The sequence below is a fragment of the Pseudomonas syringae genome (genome assembly GCF_021606685.1).
GTDB classification, from domain to species: domain Bacteria; phylum Pseudomonadota; class Gammaproteobacteria; order Pseudomonadales; family Pseudomonadaceae; genus Aquipseudomonas; species Aquipseudomonas syringae_R.
In genome coordinates, this window is record NZ_WKCB01000110.1 from 1 (window position 1) to 15,613 (window position 15,613).

General features: G+C 62.3%; 16 protein-coding genes and 1 pseudogene. 6 read left to right on the top strand and 11 right to left on the bottom strand.

The annotated features are described in order from the left end of the window. Positions 1-214: 214 nt before the first annotated feature. From GIW02_RS25370 to GIW02_RS25380, 3 genes are read right to left on the bottom strand one after another with little or no spacing between them, the layout of a single operon-like run. A complete protein-coding gene (locus GIW02_RS25370; RefSeq protein ID WP_236419967.1) occupies positions 215-931 on the bottom strand; it encodes an ABC transporter ATP-binding protein in 717 nt (238 codons plus the stop codon). Next, a complete protein-coding gene (locus GIW02_RS25375; RefSeq protein WP_236419966.1) occupies positions 928-1,755 on the bottom strand; it encodes an ABC transporter permease in 828 nt (275 codons plus the stop codon). Before GIW02_RS25375 ends, GIW02_RS25370 begins: the two co-directional genes overlap by 4 nt. A gap of 10 nt (positions 1,756-1,765) precedes the next feature. After that, positions 1,766-2,737: an aliphatic sulfonate ABC transporter substrate-binding protein gene (locus tag GIW02_RS25380; RefSeq protein WP_236422168.1), complete on the bottom strand. Its 972-nt coding sequence runs from the start codon at positions 2,735-2,737 to the stop codon at positions 1,766-1,768. Positions 2,738-3,053: 316 nt separating this feature from the next. Here GIW02_RS25380 and GIW02_RS25385 point away from each other — a divergent pair, with 316 nt between their 5' ends. After that, positions 3,054-3,269, top strand: a complete 216-nt coding sequence (locus GIW02_RS25385) for a TOBE domain-containing protein (protein WP_003173733.1) — start codon at positions 3,054-3,056, stop codon at positions 3,267-3,269. 55 nt (positions 3,270-3,324) lie between these two features. Here GIW02_RS25385 and GIW02_RS25390 read toward each other — a convergent pair whose 3' ends face one another. Continuing rightward, positions 3,325-4,470 (bottom strand): PatB family C-S lyase, encoded by a 1,146-nt coding sequence (locus GIW02_RS25390; RefSeq protein ID WP_236418021.1) that lies wholly within the window; start codon positions 4,468-4,470, stop codon positions 3,325-3,327. Positions 4,471-4,780: 310 nt separating this feature from the next. Here GIW02_RS25390 and ggt point away from each other — a divergent pair, with 310 nt between their 5' ends. Continuing rightward, a complete protein-coding gene (ggt, locus tag GIW02_RS25395; RefSeq protein WP_236418024.1) occupies positions 4,781-6,505 on the top strand; it encodes a gamma-glutamyltransferase in 1,725 nt (574 codons plus the stop codon). 122 nt (positions 6,506-6,627) lie between these two features. Here ggt and GIW02_RS25400 read toward each other — a convergent pair whose 3' ends face one another. The 4 genes and pseudogenes from GIW02_RS25400 to GIW02_RS27440 form a co-directional block, all read right to left on the bottom strand. After that, the gene (locus GIW02_RS25400) at positions 6,628-7,152 is read right to left on the bottom strand and encodes an AAA family ATPase (protein ID WP_236418051.1); all 525 of its coding nucleotides are present in this window, start codon (positions 7,150-7,152) and stop codon (positions 6,628-6,630) included. Beyond that, the gene (pnuC, locus tag GIW02_RS25405) at positions 7,149-7,712 is read right to left on the bottom strand and encodes a nicotinamide riboside transporter PnuC (protein WP_236418026.1); all 564 of its coding nucleotides are present in this window, start codon (positions 7,710-7,712) and stop codon (positions 7,149-7,151) included. Before pnuC ends, GIW02_RS25400 begins: the two co-directional genes overlap by 4 nt. Before the next feature lie 178 nt (positions 7,713-7,890). After that, on the bottom strand, positions 7,891-8,625 hold the full coding sequence (locus tag GIW02_RS27435; RefSeq protein WP_456361654.1) for a methyl-accepting chemotaxis protein: 735 nt from the start codon (positions 8,623-8,625) through the stop codon (positions 7,891-7,893). 120 nt (positions 8,626-8,745) lie between these two features. Beyond that, a pseudogene (locus tag GIW02_RS27440) lies at positions 8,746-9,525 on the bottom strand (cache domain-containing protein); the annotation flags it as partial. A 232-nt stretch (positions 9,526-9,757) separates the two neighbouring features. Here GIW02_RS27440 and GIW02_RS25415 point away from each other — a divergent pair. After that, a complete protein-coding gene (locus GIW02_RS25415) occupies positions 9,758-10,588 on the top strand; it encodes an undecaprenyl-diphosphate phosphatase (protein WP_236418034.1) in 831 nt (276 codons plus the stop codon). Beyond that, the gene (locus GIW02_RS25420) at positions 10,585-10,968 is read left to right on the top strand and encodes a DUF1294 domain-containing protein (RefSeq protein WP_236418036.1); all 384 of its coding nucleotides are present in this window, start codon (positions 10,585-10,587) and stop codon (positions 10,966-10,968) included. Before GIW02_RS25415 ends, GIW02_RS25420 begins: the two co-directional genes overlap by 4 nt. On the opposite strand, the gene GIW02_RS25425 is transcribed toward GIW02_RS25420, so the two are convergent. Next, positions 10,957-11,313 carry an MmcQ/YjbR family DNA-binding protein gene (locus GIW02_RS25425; RefSeq protein ID WP_236418039.1) on the bottom strand — a complete coding sequence of 119 codons (357 nt, stop codon included), beginning with the start codon at positions 11,311-11,313 and terminating at the stop codon, positions 10,957-10,959. The two genes, GIW02_RS25420 and GIW02_RS25425, sit on opposite strands and share 12 nt — an antisense overlap. Then, entirely contained in the window at positions 11,310-12,218 is a 909-nt protein-coding gene (locus GIW02_RS25430) for a LysR substrate-binding domain-containing protein (RefSeq protein ID WP_236418044.1), read from the bottom strand. The genes GIW02_RS25425 and GIW02_RS25430 overlap by 4 nt, the downstream gene beginning before the upstream one ends. 125 nt (positions 12,219-12,343) lie before the next feature. On the opposite strand from GIW02_RS25430, the gene GIW02_RS25435 reads away from it, so the two are divergent. Together GIW02_RS25435 and GIW02_RS25440 are read left to right on the top strand one after the other, a co-directional pair. Next, positions 12,344-12,955 carry an FMN-dependent NADH-azoreductase gene (locus tag GIW02_RS25435; protein WP_236418046.1) on the top strand — a complete coding sequence of 204 codons (612 nt, stop codon included), beginning with the start codon at positions 12,344-12,346 and terminating at the stop codon, positions 12,953-12,955. Positions 12,956-13,166: 211 nt separating this feature from the next. Next, complete coding sequence (locus GIW02_RS25440; protein WP_236418048.1) at positions 13,167-14,204, top strand: alpha/beta hydrolase; 1,038 nt, start codon at positions 13,167-13,169, stop codon at positions 14,202-14,204. Here the strand turns inward: GIW02_RS25440 and GIW02_RS25445 are convergent. After that, a complete protein-coding gene (locus tag GIW02_RS25445; RefSeq protein ID WP_236418050.1) occupies positions 14,198-15,373 on the bottom strand; it encodes an MFS transporter in 1,176 nt (391 codons plus the stop codon). The genes GIW02_RS25440 and GIW02_RS25445 overlap by 7 nt on opposite strands. Between the last annotated feature and the right edge of the window lie 240 nt (positions 15,374-15,613).

Sequence of the window (15,613 nt, forward strand, 5' to 3'; positions counted from 1 at the left end):
AAGAGACGGGGAAACCCCCCCGCCCCCGGTATCGCCACCCGAAAGCAAATTGGGGAGGTGCAGGCGCGCTACAGCTAACCCTGCGCAAAACCACCGCCTGAAAATGTGGCGAGCGGGCTTGCCCGCGTTGGAGTGCGCAGCGCTCCCAGGTTTTTGGGGCCGCTGCGCGACCCAACGCGGGCAAGCCCGCTCGCCAGGGTGTCTGCATTCGCCGCTAGATCACGTGTGCGCGCTGCAATTCGGTCAAGGACAATGCCTTGAGCTGGGCCAGCAGCGGGTCGCGGCGGTCCCTGGGGTGCGGCAAGTCGACCGCCAGTTCCTGGCGAATGCTGCTTGGCCGGTTATCCATTACCAGTACCCGATCACTCAGGTACAGCGCCTCGTCCACGTCATGGGTCACCAGCAGCAGGGCGATGGCATGGTGGGCGGCCAGTTGCAGCAGCAGGTCTTGCAGCTTCATACGGGTAAATGCATCGACTGCGCTGAAGGGCTCATCGAGCAACAGCACCTGCGGGCGTGAATACAGGCCGCGCGCAATCGCCACCCGTTGCGCCATGCCGCCGGACAACGCCTTGGGCAGCGCCTGGGCAAAGCCCTTGAGGCCGACTTCCTCGATCAATTGCGTGACCCAGGCCTTGTCGTAGTGGTTGGCGTCGCTGAAACCGATGTTCTGTTCCACCGTGAGCCACGGCATCAGCCGCGGCTCCTGGAACACAAAGGCGACTTCGCCGTCGGGGCTGCGCAGTTCGCCCTGGAAGTCCTTTTCCAGCCCGGCGACGATGCGCAGCAAGGTGCTTTTACCGCAGCCACTGGGGCCCAGCAGGCTCACGGCTTCCCGTGGCTGCAACGCCAGGCTTACGTTTTGCAAAACCGTGGTGCTGGCAAAGCTTTTACGCTCCACCCGAATGTCCAATAACGCTTGCATGCTCATTGCTCCGTGCCTTGGCCGGTGAAGGTGTCGCGCCACGCCAGGCAATGTTTCTCCAGCGCGGCGAGCACGCCATCGGTGATCTTGCCCAGCATCGCCAGCACGATGATTGCCGCCAGCACGATGTCCGGCCGCGAGGTTTCGCGCCCATCGCTGAGCAAGTAACCCAAGCCCTTGGTGGCCGCGATCAGCTCGGCCGCCACCAAAAACATCCACGCCAGGCTCAAGCCGCTGCGCAGCCCGGTGAACAAGCCGGGCAGGGCCGCCGGCAACAGAATGCGCCGCACCAGGCGGCGCCGGCTGAAGCCGTACATTTGGCCGACTTCCACCAGCTTGCGGTCGATATCGCGGATCGCCGCCACGCCATTGAGGTACACCGGGAAAAACGCGCCAATCGCAATCAGCACGATCTTCGAGGTTTCGTCGATGCCCAACCACAGCAGCAACAGCGGCACCCAGGCCAGGCTCGGGATCGAACGCAGCCCGGCGAACGTCGGTTCCAGGTAGGCTTCGGCTTCACGGCTAAGGCCGACCCAGGCGGCGAACACCAGGGCCAGGCTGGCGCCGATGGCAAAGCCCAGCAGCACCCGACCGAGGCTGGCGCTGATGTGTTTCCACAAGGCGCCTTGAGCCAGATCGCTGAGAGTCACGGCGATTTCGCTGGGTGCCGGCATCTGATAGGACGGCAACCAGCCCACCCGCACCACCGCTTCCAGAATCAGCAGGATCAGCACCGGCAAGACCAGCCCTTTGAGGCGCCTTGGCCAGGCGCTGCGCTGGATAACCACGGGCGCCGGAAGCGGCAATGCTTGGCTTTTGCTGGTCATCAGGTGCCCCTTATTGCTTAGGCAGGGTTTGGCCGAACGAGGTGTCGATCAGTTGGTCGATCACCTGGTCCACGTTCACCCCTTTGCGCACCAATTCCTCGGACACCAGGATCGGCGCCGCCGCCTTTGACGATTGCACATCCTTGGCGTTCAGCAACGGCGTGCTGAGGTCGGTACGCGACAGTTGCAGCTTGGCCACTTCCAGCGGCAGGCCGGATTCATCGGCGAGCAGCTTGGCAAACTCATCCGGGTGTTTCACTGCCCAGTCGCGGGCTTTTTCATAGGCGCCGAGCACCTTGGTGATGGTCTGCGGATGCTCCTTGGCAAATTTTTCGGTGACACTGACCACGCCATAACTGTTGAAGTCCTTGTTGCGGTACAGCAGGCGCGAACCGGCCTGGATTTCACTGGCCGCCATATGCGGGTCGAGACCGGCCCAGGCGTCAACGTCACCTTTTTCCAGCGCGGTACGGCCGTCCGGGTGTTGCAGGTGCACCAGTTCTACATCGTCTTTTTTCAACCCGGCCTGTTGCAGGCTGCGCAAGGTAAACAGGTACGGGTCGGTGCCTTTGGTGGCGGCGATTTTCTTGCCCTTGAGGTCGGTGACGCTCTTGAATGGCGAGTCTTTGCGCACCACCAGGGCCGTCCATTCGGCGCGGCTGTAGACGTACACCGATTTGATCGGGCTGCCATTAGCGCGGCTCAACACGGCCGACAAGCTGGCCGACGAAGCGAAGTCCACGCCGCCGCTGTTGAGGTATTCCAGCGAGCGGTTGCTGCCCTGGCTCAACACCCAGCCGACCTTGCTCTGGGGCAGGGCCTGTTCGAGCCAGCCGAAATGCTTGAGCACCAGGCTCACGGGCGAGTAGTAGGCGTAGTCGAGGTTGACTTGGGCGGGGTCGGTGTCGGCGGCGAACGCCTGCGGTTGCAGGCACAGGGCGAGGGCGCAGGCGCCGAGTAAACGTTGGGTGAAGGGTTTCATGGAACAGCTCCGGCAAGGCGTTTGAGAGAAGGCTTTCTTATATTCAGAAATTGAGTTGGCATGTTCCATCATGCTTTATAGGAATATGCAGTCTCTGTGCCATCTGCTGCAATGCGGTTTTACGGGGCCTGGAGCGCGTGGGGCTGTTGGGGAGGCAAGCAAATTGTTGAAGCACTGTTGGCTGGGCAACAGTTTGTATATATCCATATCATATAAATAAAGAGTTATATATTCCTTTTAATGTTCGTCGCAATGGCGCACTTTGAGGGCCTGCGCATTCGTGCGGATTGACCCAACAGCCAAAAGGAAACCCGACATGACCATTAAAGCGATCAACGTGCGCAACCAGTTCAAGGGCGTAATCAAGGAAATCCTGCTGGGCGAAGTGGTGTCCGAAATCGACGTGCAAACCGCGTCCGGCATCGTCACCTCAGTGATCACCACCCGCTCGGTGCGTGACCTGGAATTGAAAGTCGGCAGCGAAGTGATTGCCTTTGTGAAATCCACCGAAGTGTCGATCGCCAAGCTGTAAAACCGCTTTGCGGTGGGAGCATTGCTCCCACTTTCCTAACGCCTGCAACCGCGCGTCAGCGCTGAAGCAGTGCGCGCTCCATACGTTGCAACCCTTCTTCCAGCATCGCCCGTGGGCAGCCGAAGTTCAGGCGCACGAACTGCTGGCTGTCGTCACCGAATTCGATCCCCGCACTCAGGCCGACCTTGGCGTGTTCGAGGAAGAACTGCTGCGGGTCGTCCAGGCCCAGGGCGCTGCAGTCCAGCCAGGCCAGGAAAGTACCTTGGGGCGCGTGCATCACCACGCCGGGCATGCGCGTTTGCACGGCGTCGAGCAGGTAGTCGCGGTTGGCCTGCAGGTAGCCGACCAGCGCGTGCAGCCATTCACCGCATTCGCTGTAGGCCGCGCGGGTGGCTTCCAGGCCCAGGGGGCTGACACTGTCGACCATCCCGCAGCGCGCCTGGTTGAAGCGCTCGCGAATCTCGGCGTTCTGCACCACGGCAAAACAGGTCTTCAAGCCGGCCACGTTGTAGGCCTTGCTCGCGGACATCAGGGTGATGGTGCGCTGGGCGATCTCATCACTCAGGCTGGCGGTGGGAATGTGGCGGCGGCCATCGAAGCACAGCTCGGCATGGATTTCATCGGAGATGATCAGCGCGCCATGCTCCAGGCAGGCGGTGGCCACGGCCAGCAGCTCATCGCGCGGGAAGACCTTGCCCATGGGGTTGTGCGGGTTGCTCAGCAGCAGCGCGCCGGCACCGCTCAACGCCTGGCGTAGGGCGGGCAGGGGCGTGAGGTATTCACCGTTGACCTGCTGGAACGGCACCTCGATACGCGGCAGGTTCCAGTGACCGGGCGCCAGGCGGATCGGGCGATAGTTGGGGGTTTGCAGCACCACCGGCTGGCCCGGTTGCACGAAGGCGTGCAGCGCCATGTTGAACCCAGGCTCGACGCCGGGCAAAAACAGCAGTTCTTCTGGCTGTACGCGCCAGGCGTACTTGGCCCACAGGTCGGCGATGATCGCCTCACGCACGTCCGGGCCGGCCACGCTGTAGCCGAGAATATGCTGGTCCAGGCGCGCATGCAGGGCCTGCAATACGGCGGGCGGCGCGGCGATGTCCATGTCGGCGATCCACATCGGCAAAACGTCTGCGGGGTAGCGGTTCCACTTGGTGCTGCCGGTGCCTTGGCGTGGGTGGATCGTGTCGAAATCAAAGCTCATGGGGCTAGTGGCTCGTGTCAGGGGAGGCAGGCGGGAAAGCCGGTGATTCTAACGGCATAACCTGCCATTGCCAGCCCCGTTTTTCAGGCTCGGCCAGCTACGCCAGGCGCCAGGGAATATTCGCCCGCACCCTGGCCTTGCGTCTGCATCTGGGCCTTGAGGATGTGACGGCGCAGATTGAGAACTTGCAGCGTGGCTGCGCACGGGCCGTTCTGTGACCGACAAGTTCTGTAATAAAAACGCCATTGCGCTGGGGATTAAATCTGGGAAGGACTATTTTGGTGCATCTCAATAACCAGAGTAGCCATGGATGAAATACCAACCCTTCAACCGCACCTTGATCGCCACCGCGCTGGTGTTGACCGTCAGCGGTGTGCACGCCGCGTCCCAGGCCCCGGTGGCCGGTGAAAACGGCATGGTGGTCACGGCCCAGCATTTGGCAACGCATGTGGGCGTGGATGTGCTCAAGGCCGGCGGCAACGCAGTGGATGCGGCCGTGGCCGTGGGCTACGCGCTGGCAGTGGTGTACCCGGCGGCGGGTAACCTGGGCGGCGGCGGGTTTATGACCGTGCAATTGGCGGATGGGCGCAAGACCTTCCTCGACTTCCGCGAAAAAGCCCCGCTGGCGGCCACTGCCACTATGTACCTGGACAAGGATGGCAACGTCATCGAGGGCTTGAGTGCCAAGGGCCATTTGGCCGTGGGCGTGCCCGGCACCGTTTCCGGCATGGAGCTGGCCCTGAGCAAATACGGCACCCTCAAGCGTGCGCAGGTGATTGCCCCGGCGATCAAGCTGGCAGAAAACGGCTTCGCACTGGAGCAGGGTGATATCGACCTGCTGCACACCGCCACCGGCGAGTTCGAGAAAGACAAAGATATGCGCGGGATCTTCCTGCACAACGGCCAGCCGATGCAGGTCGGCCAGAAGCTGGTGCAGAAAGACCTGGCCAAGACCCTCAAGGAAATCTCCGCCAAGGGCAGCGACGGTTTTTATAAAGGCTGGGTGGCCAAGGCCCTGGTGGATTCCAGCCAGGCCGGCAAGGGCATCATCACTCAGGCCGACCTCGATAAGTACAAGACCCGCGAACTGGCGCCCATCGAGTGCGACTACCGGGGTTACCACGTAGTCTCCGCGCCGCCGCCAAGCTCCGGTGGCGTGGTGATCTGCCAGATCATGAACATCCTCGAAGGCTACCCGATGGCCGACCTCGGTTATCACTCGGCCCAGGGGCTGCACTACCAGATTGAAGCGATGCGCCACGCCTACGTAGACCGTAACAGCTACCTCGGCGACCCGGACTTCGTGAAGAACCCGATCGAGCATCTGCTCGACAAAAACTACGCGACCCAGCTGCGCGCTGCGATCGAACCGCAGAAGGCCGGTGATTCCCAGGCGATCAAGCCCGGTGTGTCGCCCCATGAAGGCAACAACACCACGCATTACTCGATCGTCGACAAGTGGGGCAACGCGGTGTCGGTGACCTACACCCTCAACGACTGGTTCGGCGCGGGTGTGATGGCGAGCAAGACCGGGGTGATTCTCAACGATGAAATGGACGACTTCACCGTCAAGGTCGGCGTGCCGAACATGTACGGCCTGGTCCAGGGTGAAGCCAACGCCATCGCACCCGGAAAGGCGCCGCTGTCGTCGATGAGCCCGACCATCGTCACCAAGGATGGCAAGACGGTGATGGTGGTGGGCACGCCAGGCGGTAGCCGGATTATTACCGCGACCTTGCTGACCATCCTGAATGTCATCGACTACAAGATGAACATCCAGGAAGCCGTGGACGCGCCGCGTTTCCACCAGCAGTGGATGCCGGACACCACCAACCTGGAGACGTTTGCGGTGAGCCCCGATACCCAGAAGATCCTCGAAAGCTGGGGCCACAAATTTGCCGGCCCTCAGGATGCCAACCACTTGGCGGCGATCCTGGTGGGTGCGCCATCCCTGGAGGGCAAGCCGGTCGGCAACAACCGTTTCTATGGCGCGAATGACCCGCGTCGCAATACCGGGCTGTCGTTGGGCTACTAAGGCCTGAGGCGCTGTAAAACGGTGGGAGCGGGCTTGCTCGCGAAGGCGGTGTGTCAGTCAATCAATCTGGTGCTGACACACCGTATTCGCGAGCAAGCCCGCTCTCACATTTAAGTGCAGTGTTATGGCTGAAGGAGTTGCTGCACTGCAGCAAACGCCGCCGTGCGGCGCGCGTCCCAGTCCCCGCGAATCACCACCACTGGCTGTCGATGCTGGTGCATCCACGCCAGGCTCGCCTGGAAAAACGCCTGACGGTCCGCCAGCGCCGGTTGGCAGCGCTGGCCGTCGGCGGTCCATTCCACGTCGTCCGGGGACAGCAGCAGGTGCAGGTCGTAGTGGCGCGCCAGCAGCTCAACCTCCAGCCACGCCGGGCAGTCGCCGAACAGGGTCTGGCTCCACAGTGCGTTGGTCAGCAGGTGCGTGTCGAGGATCAGCAGGCGTGGCTGTTGGGCGCGGGCGGCATCCTCCCAGGCCAGTTGGCCGTGGGCGATGGCCGGGATATCCGCCAGGCAGGTGTCGCGCTGGTGGTGGTCGATGAAATACCGCACGTATTCACCGACCATCAGCCCGCCAAAGTGCGCGTGCAACTGGCCGGCAAGCCAGCTTTTACCACTGGATTCGGGGCCGGCCAGCACCACCACCTTCATGCGTGCAACGCCGGGTCGGTACGCCATTCGCGCCAGCCCTGCACGGCGATGACCGTGAACAGCGCGTAGAGCGCGGCGGTGAGGTACAGGCCCTTGTAGAGGAACAGCCCGACAAAGATCACATCCACGGCAATCCACAGCGGCCAGCATTGCACGCGCTTTTGCGCCATCCACAGCTGCGCCACGAGGCTGAAACCGGTGAGGGCGGCATCCAGCCATGGCTGGGCGGCGTCGGTCCAGTGGGCCATGGCGGCGCCCAGCGCGAGGCTGAAGACGGCCCCGACGGCGAGGCTCTGCGTGATCGCGGGCCAGGTCAGGCTGGTCACCTGGCGCCCTTGCTGGACCGTACCGGCGCGGGTCCACTGCCACCAGCCATACAGTTGCAAGACGGCGTAAACCACTTGCAGCAGCATGTCGGAATAGAGTTTCACGTCGAAGAACACCCAGGTGTAGAGCAACACCATCACCAGGCCGATGGGCCAGCACCAGGGGTTCTGCTTGACCGTCAGCCACACGGCGATCACCCCCAGGGCAGCGGCGAACAGTTCAAGCCCGGACATGGCGGTTCCTCGGGGGAGTGGGAGAGGGCGGTGATTGTACCCAGAGGCAACCAATCTACAAAACACAGGAGAACAAATGTGGGAGGGGGCGTGCTCCCGATGGCGGTGTATCAGTCATGTATGTATCGACTGAGAGACTGCCATCGGGAGCAAGCCCCCTCCCACCTGTTGAGCGGTGTCAGATCCGGAACTGGCGGAGCAGCCCGTCAAGCTGTTCGCTCAACCCACGCAACTGCGTGCTGGCCACACTCGACTGCTCCGCCGCCAGCGCCGTGCTGTGGGACAGCCCGGCAGCCTGGGTAACGTTCTGGTTGATGTCTTCCACCACATGGGCCTGCTGCAGGGTGGCGCTGGCGATCGAGGCGTTCAGCCCATTGAGGTTGCGCAGCGCCTGGCCGATGGCGGTGAGGCTGGCGCCGGCCTGGCCGGCTTGTTCGATGGTCAGTTGCGACGCACTGTGGCTGTCGCTGATCACCTTGACCGCCGCTTCCGAATGGCCCTGCAGGCGCTCGATCATCACCTGGATTTCGGCGGTGGATTTTTGCGTACGTTGGGCCAGCAGGCGCACTTCATCGGCCACCACCGCAAACCCCCGGCCTTGTTCGCCGGCGCGCGCCGCTTCAATCGCCGCGTTCAGCGCCAGCAGGTTGGTCTGGTCGGCGATGGAGCGGATCACTTCCAGCACGCCACCAATCTGCGTGCTTTCGCTGGACAGCGTGCGGATCACGTCCACGGCCTGGCTGATGGTGCTGGAAAGCTGGTCGATCTGTTGCAGGCTGCTGTCGATATTGACCTGGCCTTGCTGGGCCTGGGCTTGGGCGTCGCGCATTTCACTGGCGGCGTGTTCGGCGTTTTTGGCCACATCCTGCACGCCATAGGTCACTTCATTGATCGCGGTGGCCACCAGTTCCATCTGTTGGGATTGCTGCTGGCTGCGGTCGTGGGCCTGGGTGGCGTTGGTGCCCAGCTCCGAGGAGGACTGGCCCAGCGCATTGGCACACACCTGCAACTGGCCCACTACCTGGCGCAGCTTGGCGGTAAAGCTGTTGAAGTGCTGGGACAGTTGGGTGACCTCATCGCGGCCATGGGTGTCGAGGCTGCGGGTCAGGTCGCTTTCGCCGCTGGCGATATTGGCCATGGCGTTTACCGCTGCCTGCAACGGCCGCACGATGCTGCGGGCGATCAGCGTGACGAGCAAGCCCATCACCAGCGCAATGCCCAGGCCGATAAACGAGGCTTTCCAGACCTGGCCGCTGAACTCGGCCTGCACATCATCCACGTACACGCCGGAGCCGATAATCCAGCCCCAGGGTTCGAACAGTTGGATGTACGAGGTTTTCGCCACCGGCGCATCGGCTCCCGGCTTGGGCCATCGGTAATTGACGATGCCGGCGCCCTTGGCCTTGGCCAGGAGCACGAACTCGTTGAACACCGCAAACCCGTCGGGGTCGCGGATCGCCGAGAGGTTCTGGCCGTCGAGCTTGGGGTTGGCCGGGTGCATGATCATCACTGGCGTGAGGTCGTTGATCCAGAAATAGTCGTCGTGGTCATAGCGCAAACCGCGCACGGCGCTGAGGGCCTGTTTCTGCGCGGCGTCGCGCGTCATTACGCCGGTGGTTTCGAGGCCGTGATAGAAGGTCAGAATCCCGCTGGCGGTCTGGACCACGTGTTGGGTCTGCTGGCGCTTGGCCTGGTACAGGTCGTCATGGATCTGCTTGAGCATCAGCAAGCCCAACGCCAGCAGCATCAGCACGGCGACTATCAGGATCAGCCAGAGTCGCCGGCTGATCGACATATTGCGCAAACTGTTCATCGTCCTGTCACTCCGTGCTTTTTATAATTGTGGGCGCCGCATCGACTTTTCCGGCTTGTCTGATAGGCTTTCGGCCTGAAATCGGAAAACCTGAGTAGCGCCTGATTTTTCACGAAATTTCTGCACGCTTTTTCATAAACTGGCGTTGAACATCACCGCCGGGCCTTGTCGTCAGTGAACCACTAAAAAAGATTATTAAGGCATGCCGTTGAGCATGACCTTTGGGGGAAGTATGGATTTGTGGACTGCCGTTCAGGCATTGATCCTCGGCGTAGTGGAAGGGTTGACGGAGTTCTTGCCGATCTCCAGCACCGGCCACCAGATTATTGTCGCCGACTTGCTGGACTTCGGCGGCGAACGCGCCATGGCGTTCAACATCATCATTCAGCTCGGCGCGATCCTGGCGGTTGTCTGGGAGTTCCGGCGCAAGATCCTCGACGTTGTCACGGGCTTGCCCACCCAGCGCAACGCGCAGCGCTTTACCCTCAACCTGCTGATCGCGTTTCTGCCGGCGGTGGTGCTGGGGGTGATTTTTGCCGACCTGATTCACCACTACCTGTTCAACCCGATCACCGTGGCCACGGCATTGGTGGTGGGCGGCATCGTCATGTTGTGGGCCGAACGCCGCGAGCATGCGGTGCATGCCGAGACCGTCGATGAGATTACCTGGAAGGACGCACTCAAGGTCGGTTTTGCCCAGTGCCTGGCGATGATCCCGGGCACCTCGCGCTCGGGCTCGACGATTATCGGCGGCCTGCTGTTTGGGTTGTCGCGCAAGACCGCCACCGAATTCTCGTTTTTCCTGGCGATGCCGACCATGGTCGGTGCGGCGGTGTACTCGGGCTACAAGTACCGCGACCTGTTCCAGCCGGCCGACCTGCCGGTGTTCGCGCTCGGCTTTGTGACCTCGTTCATCTTCGCGATGATCGCGGTCAAGGGCCTGCTCAAGTTCATTGCCAGCCACAGCTATGCGGCGTTTGCCTGGTACCGCATTGCGTTCGGCTTGCTGATCCTGGCGACCTGGCAGTTCGGTTGGATCGACTGGACAGCGGCCCAGGCATGACGATACAGCACCCACGCCTCAAAGCCGCGATTTTTGTGTTGGTGTGCGCGGCACCGCTGGTAGGCTCAGTGCTGGTGTGGCTGCGCGGCGAAACGGTGATCCCACTGGTGGCCTATGGCGTGGTCAGCGTGATCGCGTTTTTCCTGTACTGGAGCGACAAGCGCAAGGCGCGTACCGACCGCTGGCGCACCCCGGAGAACATCCTGCACGCGGTGGAACTGGCGGGCGGCTGGCCGGGCGCGCTGATTGCCCAGCAAGTGTTTCGCCACAAGACGCGCAAGGTGTCGTATCAGGTGTTGTTCTGGGTGATCGTGCTGTTGCACCAAGTGTTCTGGCTCGACCAGCTGTTCCTCGGCGGCACGTTGCTTTCAGTCCTCTAGCAGCAAGCCGATCTGCGTGCGCTTGGGCAGCTTGCTCACCACCAACTGGTGGGAGCGCTGTAGCAAGCCCCGCAGCTCCTCGGCGCCCAGTGGGTAGGGCGTGTTCATGATGATCCACTGCGCCCGCGCCAGGTACGGCGCCGGGTGGATGCCCGGGCGGTCGACGTGGCCGAGGAACAGTTCCTTGTCGACCTTGAACGCCAGCGAGTCACCGCGCAGGTTTTGCAGGGCGAACATCTTGTTGCCGGCAATCGAAAATACCCGCACACCGCCCCATTTATAGTCTTCGCGCGCGCCGGGCAGGCTCAGGCAGAAGCGCGCGACGTGTTCTTCAGTCATGTTCATAGCAAACGATCTCCACAGCCCTTGAAGCCTTCTTCCAGGTAATCGATCCAGGCGCGAATGGCCGGCAGCACGCCGCGCCGATGCGGGTACACAGCCTGCAACCAGCCGCCCGGCAACGACCATTCCGGCAGCAGTTGCACCAGACGCCCGCTGGCCAATTCCTCTTCGCAATACATCATTGGCAGCACGGTAAAGCCCAGGCCCATGACCGCGCTGGCCCGGCGCACGATGAAATCATCGATGCCCAGGCGGGCCTCCATTGCCAGTTCGTGGGCGTTGCCCTGGGGGTCGAGAATGCGCTGGTGCACCAGGCGATCGGCCTCCAGCGCGCCGAGTATCGGCAACTGCTTGAGGTCCTCGAGAGTATTGACTTGCCGATCCCGCAACAGTGCAGGGCTGGCGACCAGCGCGATCTGTGCCTGGCGCAGCCGCTTGGTCACCAGCAGCGGGTCTTCATCGCCCATTTCACGGACGCGTAGCGCCACATCGATGCCTTCGGCCACCAGGTCGACGCGGCGGTTGACCAGGGTCATTTCCAGTTGCACCAGCGGGTGCGCCGCCAGAAACCCCGCCACCAGTTCCGGCAGGATGTGCTGCGCCATGCCCACCGGGCAACTGACCCGCAGGCGCCCACGGGGTTCGCTGGACATGCTGGCCACGGCCTCATCGGCCATTTCCGCCTCCAGCAGCATGGCCTGGCAATGGCGTAAGTAGCGCTCGCCGACGGCGGTGAGGGTCAATTGGCGGGTGGTGCGTTGCAGCAGTCGGGCGCCGAGGCGCTCTTCCAGTTCGGCAATCCGCCGCGACAGCCGCGACTTGGGAACCCCCAACAGCCGCCCGGCCGACGCAAAACCGCCGGCTTCGACGACTTTGGCGAAATAGTAAAGGTCATTGAGGTCTTGCATGGTCGGCCTATTGTCCTGTCAGTGGGACAAACTATCGCATTTCAAGGGTCTTATCGGCTATTGGTTTGATGCGTAGGCTTACCAACATCTTATCGACACCCCTGACCCTACTTTGGAGCTTTCCCATGAAACTGTTGCATATCGATTCCAGCATCCTCGGCGACAACTCGGCTTCCCGTCAGCTCAGCGCGGGTGTGGTCAAGGCCTGGCAAGCGGCTGATGCGGGTGTGGAAGTCACCTACCGCGACCTGGCCAGCGAAGCCATCAACCACTTCTCCGGCGCGACCCTGGGTGCACTGGGCACCGCCGCCGACCTGCGCGATGCCGCGCAAAAGCACGAAGCCGAGTTGAGCGCATCGTCGCTGGCCGAGTTCCTGGCCGCCGATGCCATCGTGGTGGGTGCACCTATGTACAACTTCACCATCCCCACCCAGCTCAAAGCCTGGATCGACCGCATTGCCGTCGCCGGCCAGACCTTCCGCTACACCGAAGCCGGCCCTGAAGGCCTGTGCGGCAACAAAAAAGTCATCATCGTGTCCACCGCCGGTGGCCTGCATGCCGGGCAAGCGTCGGGCGCAGCCCATGAAGGCTACTTGAAACTGCTGTTCGGTTTCCTCGGCATCACCGACATCGAAATCGTCCGTGCCGAAGGCCTGGCCTACGGTGATGAAGTGCGCAGCAAGTCCTTGAACGACGCCAACGTGCAGATCAACGAACAACTGTTCGCTGCCGCGTAAGGCTTGTGTAAATTTGCGTTGCTCGCGGTTTCAATCTGAAGCCGAGCGCCTAAACTCTGTATTCTGCTCGCCTGAACGCGAGCAGGGTGCGGAGTTTTTTCGTTTGCCCGCTGTCTTTTTTAATGTGGCCCAAGTTGTGCAAGCCTGGGTTTGACACCCAGGGCTTTTCTTTCGATATGTTGGTTCTCACGCAGCAAAGGTGGACATCCCCATGATGCGTCTTTGTGCTGTTATGGTTCTTTCCCTGCTCGGCGGCCTGATTTCAGTGCACGCCGCACCTGGGCCGCACCCCCATTGGAGTGTGGGCTTCCACCGCATGACGTTTCTGGACCCGCTGGACCAGCAACCGATGAAGGCTGTGGCGTTCTACCCGTCTACCGGCCTTGAGCACACCACGCAATTGGGCGCCTATCACGTCGCCGCCACCGAAGATTCCAGGATCGCCATCGGGCGCTTCCCGATGCTGATGCTGTCCCATGGCAACACCGGCACGCCGCTGGCCCTGCATGACCTGGCTACGTCCCTGGCGCGCAAAGGCTTTGTGGTGGTCGCGGTGTTGCACCCGGGTGACAACTACAAGGACCACAGCCGACTGGGCACGGTGAGCAACCTGTATGGCCGGCCGATCCAGATTTCCCAAGCGATCACGGCGACGCTGGGCGACCCGATGCTGTCGCCGTTCGTCAACATCGATCAGGTGGGCGTTATCGGCTATTCCGCCGGTGGCGAGACGGCGTTGATCCTGGCGGGCGCCAAGCCGGATTTCGATCGCCTGCGCCGCTATTGCCAGGAGCGCCCGGAAGACCGTGACGCCTGTACCACCAAAGGCGAGTTGGTGATGGACCGCGATGACTTGCAGCCGCAAGCCGACCCGCGCATCCATGCCTTGATGCTGATGGCGCCGTTGAGCCTGATGTTCGGCCGCCACACCCTGGCCGACGTGCACGTGCCGGTGCTGCTCTACAGTGGCGACGGCGACAAACTGGTTGCCGTGGACAAGAACGCTGCCGCCCTGGCGCGCAAGCTGCCTGAACCGCCGGACTTCAAGCTGCTGGCCGGGGCCGGTCACTTTGTGTTCATGGCGCCGTGTGACAGTGACCAATTGGCCGCGATGCCGGCCATCTGCACCGATGCCGACGGTGTCGACCGCGAAGGCATCCACCGCGACCTGATCTCCGAGGCCGGGCGATTTTTCACCCACACCCTTGGGCAATCCACCCGTGCCGGTTTGCAGACCGCCGATCAGTAGGCGCGACGCTTGAGCAGCAGCGTGAGGCCCAGGGCTGTGACCGACAGCAAGGCGGCGCAGAAGAAAATCCAGCCGTAGCCTAAGTTCAGTGCCACGGCGCCCATCAGTGGCCCGGCGATCGCCAGGGCCAGGTCGAAAAACACCGCATACGCACTCAGCCCCGCACCCCGGCTGCTATTGGGCACTTGCTTGATGGCCTCCACGCCCAGGGCTGGGTACACCAGCGACAAGCCGAAGCCAGTCAGCCCCGCACCGATCAACGCGACACTGGTGGACGGCGCCAGCCACAGCAGGGTCAGGCCGAACGTCTCGATGGTCATGCAGGCAATCGCTGCGCGAAAGCCACCAAAGCGGCTGATCGCCGAGATGAATACCAGGCGCGACAGGATAAAGCACACGCCGAATACCGTGAGGCAATACGCCGCGCCGGCCCAGCCACGATTGAGGTAGTACAGGGTAATGAAGGTCGTCAGCGTGCCATAGCCGATAGACGCCAGGCAGAGGCTGGCGCCAAACGGCGCGATGCGTCCGAACACCGCCCAGAACGGCAGACGTTCACCGCGCACCACCGGCACTGACGGTTTATTGCGGATCAGCGCCAGGCCCAGCGCCGCCAATACCGACAACGCAAGGCCGAGGCTGGTGTAGCCATATTGCGCGACCATCACCACGCCCAGCGGTGCACCGATGGCGATGGCGCCGTAGGACGCAATGCCATTCCAGGAAATCGAGCGCGCGGTATGTTCCGCACCTACCGCGCCCATGCACCAACTGATGGTGCCCACGCCGATCAGGCCCTGAGCCACGCCCAGCAGCAAGCGCCCAGCGATCAGAATACCCAGGCTGACGCTGGGCATGCTCTGCAGCAGCGTCGCGATAAAGGTCAGCACGCCACTGATCAGAATACCCGCGAGCCCCAGCACAATGGCGCGCTTGGTGCCCACGTTGTCGGACATGCGCCCGGCCATGGGACGGCTGAGCAGGGTGGCCAGGTACTGCGAGCCGATGGCTACCCCGGCGACCACGGCGCTGAAGCCCAGTTGTTCGTGCACATAACCTGGAATGACCGCAATCGGCAGGCCGATGCAGATAAAGGCGATGAAGGTGTAGAAGACGATCGAGACGATCTTCAAGGTGATCGACAGGGAGGAGGGGGCGGCGTCAGGCATGGTCACTCGTTCGCGGGCGGGCGGTGAGGGCATGATGGCAAGGGCTTGCGGGAAAAGAAAGCAGGCTAACTACTTTGTCGGATGAAGCGGATTGTCCCGGGGAGCCGGGCTTGTGGTGAAGAACGGCGTCGTGGTGGTTGATGGGTTTATGTGGCGAGCGGGCTTGCCCGCGTTGGCCTGCGAAGCAGGCCCCATAAAAAACACCGCGGATCTGTCAGGCAGAACCGCGGTGTTAGGGGT

What these genes read in the sequence shown, in the direction of transcription:
- GIW02_RS25400 (WP_236418051.1), bottom strand. Translation starts at nt 7,152, where the DNA reads ATGAAGGTGGTGGTGCTGGCCGGCCCCGAATCCAGTGGTAAAAGCTGG.
- GIW02_RS25445 (WP_236418050.1), bottom strand. Translation starts at nt 15,373, where the DNA reads ATGCCTGACGCCGCCCCCTCCTCCCTGTCGATCACCTTGAAGATCGTC.
- ggt (WP_236418024.1), top strand. Translation starts at nt 4,781, where the DNA reads ATGAAATACCAACCCTTCAACCGCACCTTGATCGCCACCGCGCTGGTG.
- GIW02_RS25390 (WP_236418021.1), bottom strand. Translation starts at nt 4,470, where the DNA reads ATGAGCTTTGATTTCGACACGATCCACCCACGCCAAGGCACCGGCAGC.
- GIW02_RS25420 (WP_236418036.1), top strand. Translation starts at nt 10,585, where the DNA reads ATGACGATACAGCACCCACGCCTCAAAGCCGCGATTTTTGTGTTGGTG.
- GIW02_RS25375 (WP_236419966.1), bottom strand. Translation starts at nt 1,755, where the DNA reads ATGACCAGCAAAAGCCAAGCATTGCCGCTTCCGGCGCCCGTGGTTATC.
- pnuC (WP_236418026.1), bottom strand. Translation starts at nt 7,712, where the DNA reads ATGTCCGGGCTTGAACTGTTCGCCGCTGCCCTGGGGGTGATCGCCGTG.
- GIW02_RS25440 (WP_236418048.1), top strand. Translation starts at nt 13,167, where the DNA reads ATGATGCGTCTTTGTGCTGTTATGGTTCTTTCCCTGCTCGGCGGCCTG.
- GIW02_RS27435 (WP_456361654.1), bottom strand. Translation starts at nt 8,625, where the DNA reads ATGGAACTGGTGGCCACCGCGATCAATGAAGTGACCTATGGCGTGCAG.
- GIW02_RS25415 (WP_236418034.1), top strand. Translation starts at nt 9,758, where the DNA reads ATGGATTTGTGGACTGCCGTTCAGGCATTGATCCTCGGCGTAGTGGAA.
- GIW02_RS25435 (WP_236418046.1), top strand. Translation starts at nt 12,344, where the DNA reads ATGAAACTGTTGCATATCGATTCCAGCATCCTCGGCGACAACTCGGCT.
- GIW02_RS25370 (WP_236419967.1), bottom strand. Translation starts at nt 931, where the DNA reads ATGAGCATGCAAGCGTTATTGGACATTCGGGTGGAGCGTAAAAGCTTT.
- GIW02_RS25380 (WP_236422168.1), bottom strand. Translation starts at nt 2,737, where the DNA reads ATGAAACCCTTCACCCAACGTTTACTCGGCGCCTGCGCCCTCGCCCTG.
- GIW02_RS25425 (WP_236418039.1), bottom strand. Translation starts at nt 11,313, where the DNA reads ATGAACATGACTGAAGAACACGTCGCGCGCTTCTGCCTGAGCCTGCCC.
- GIW02_RS25430 (WP_236418044.1), bottom strand. Translation starts at nt 12,218, where the DNA reads ATGCAAGACCTCAATGACCTTTACTATTTCGCCAAAGTCGTCGAAGCC.
- GIW02_RS25385 (WP_003173733.1), top strand. Translation starts at nt 3,054, where the DNA reads ATGACCATTAAAGCGATCAACGTGCGCAACCAGTTCAAGGGCGTAATC.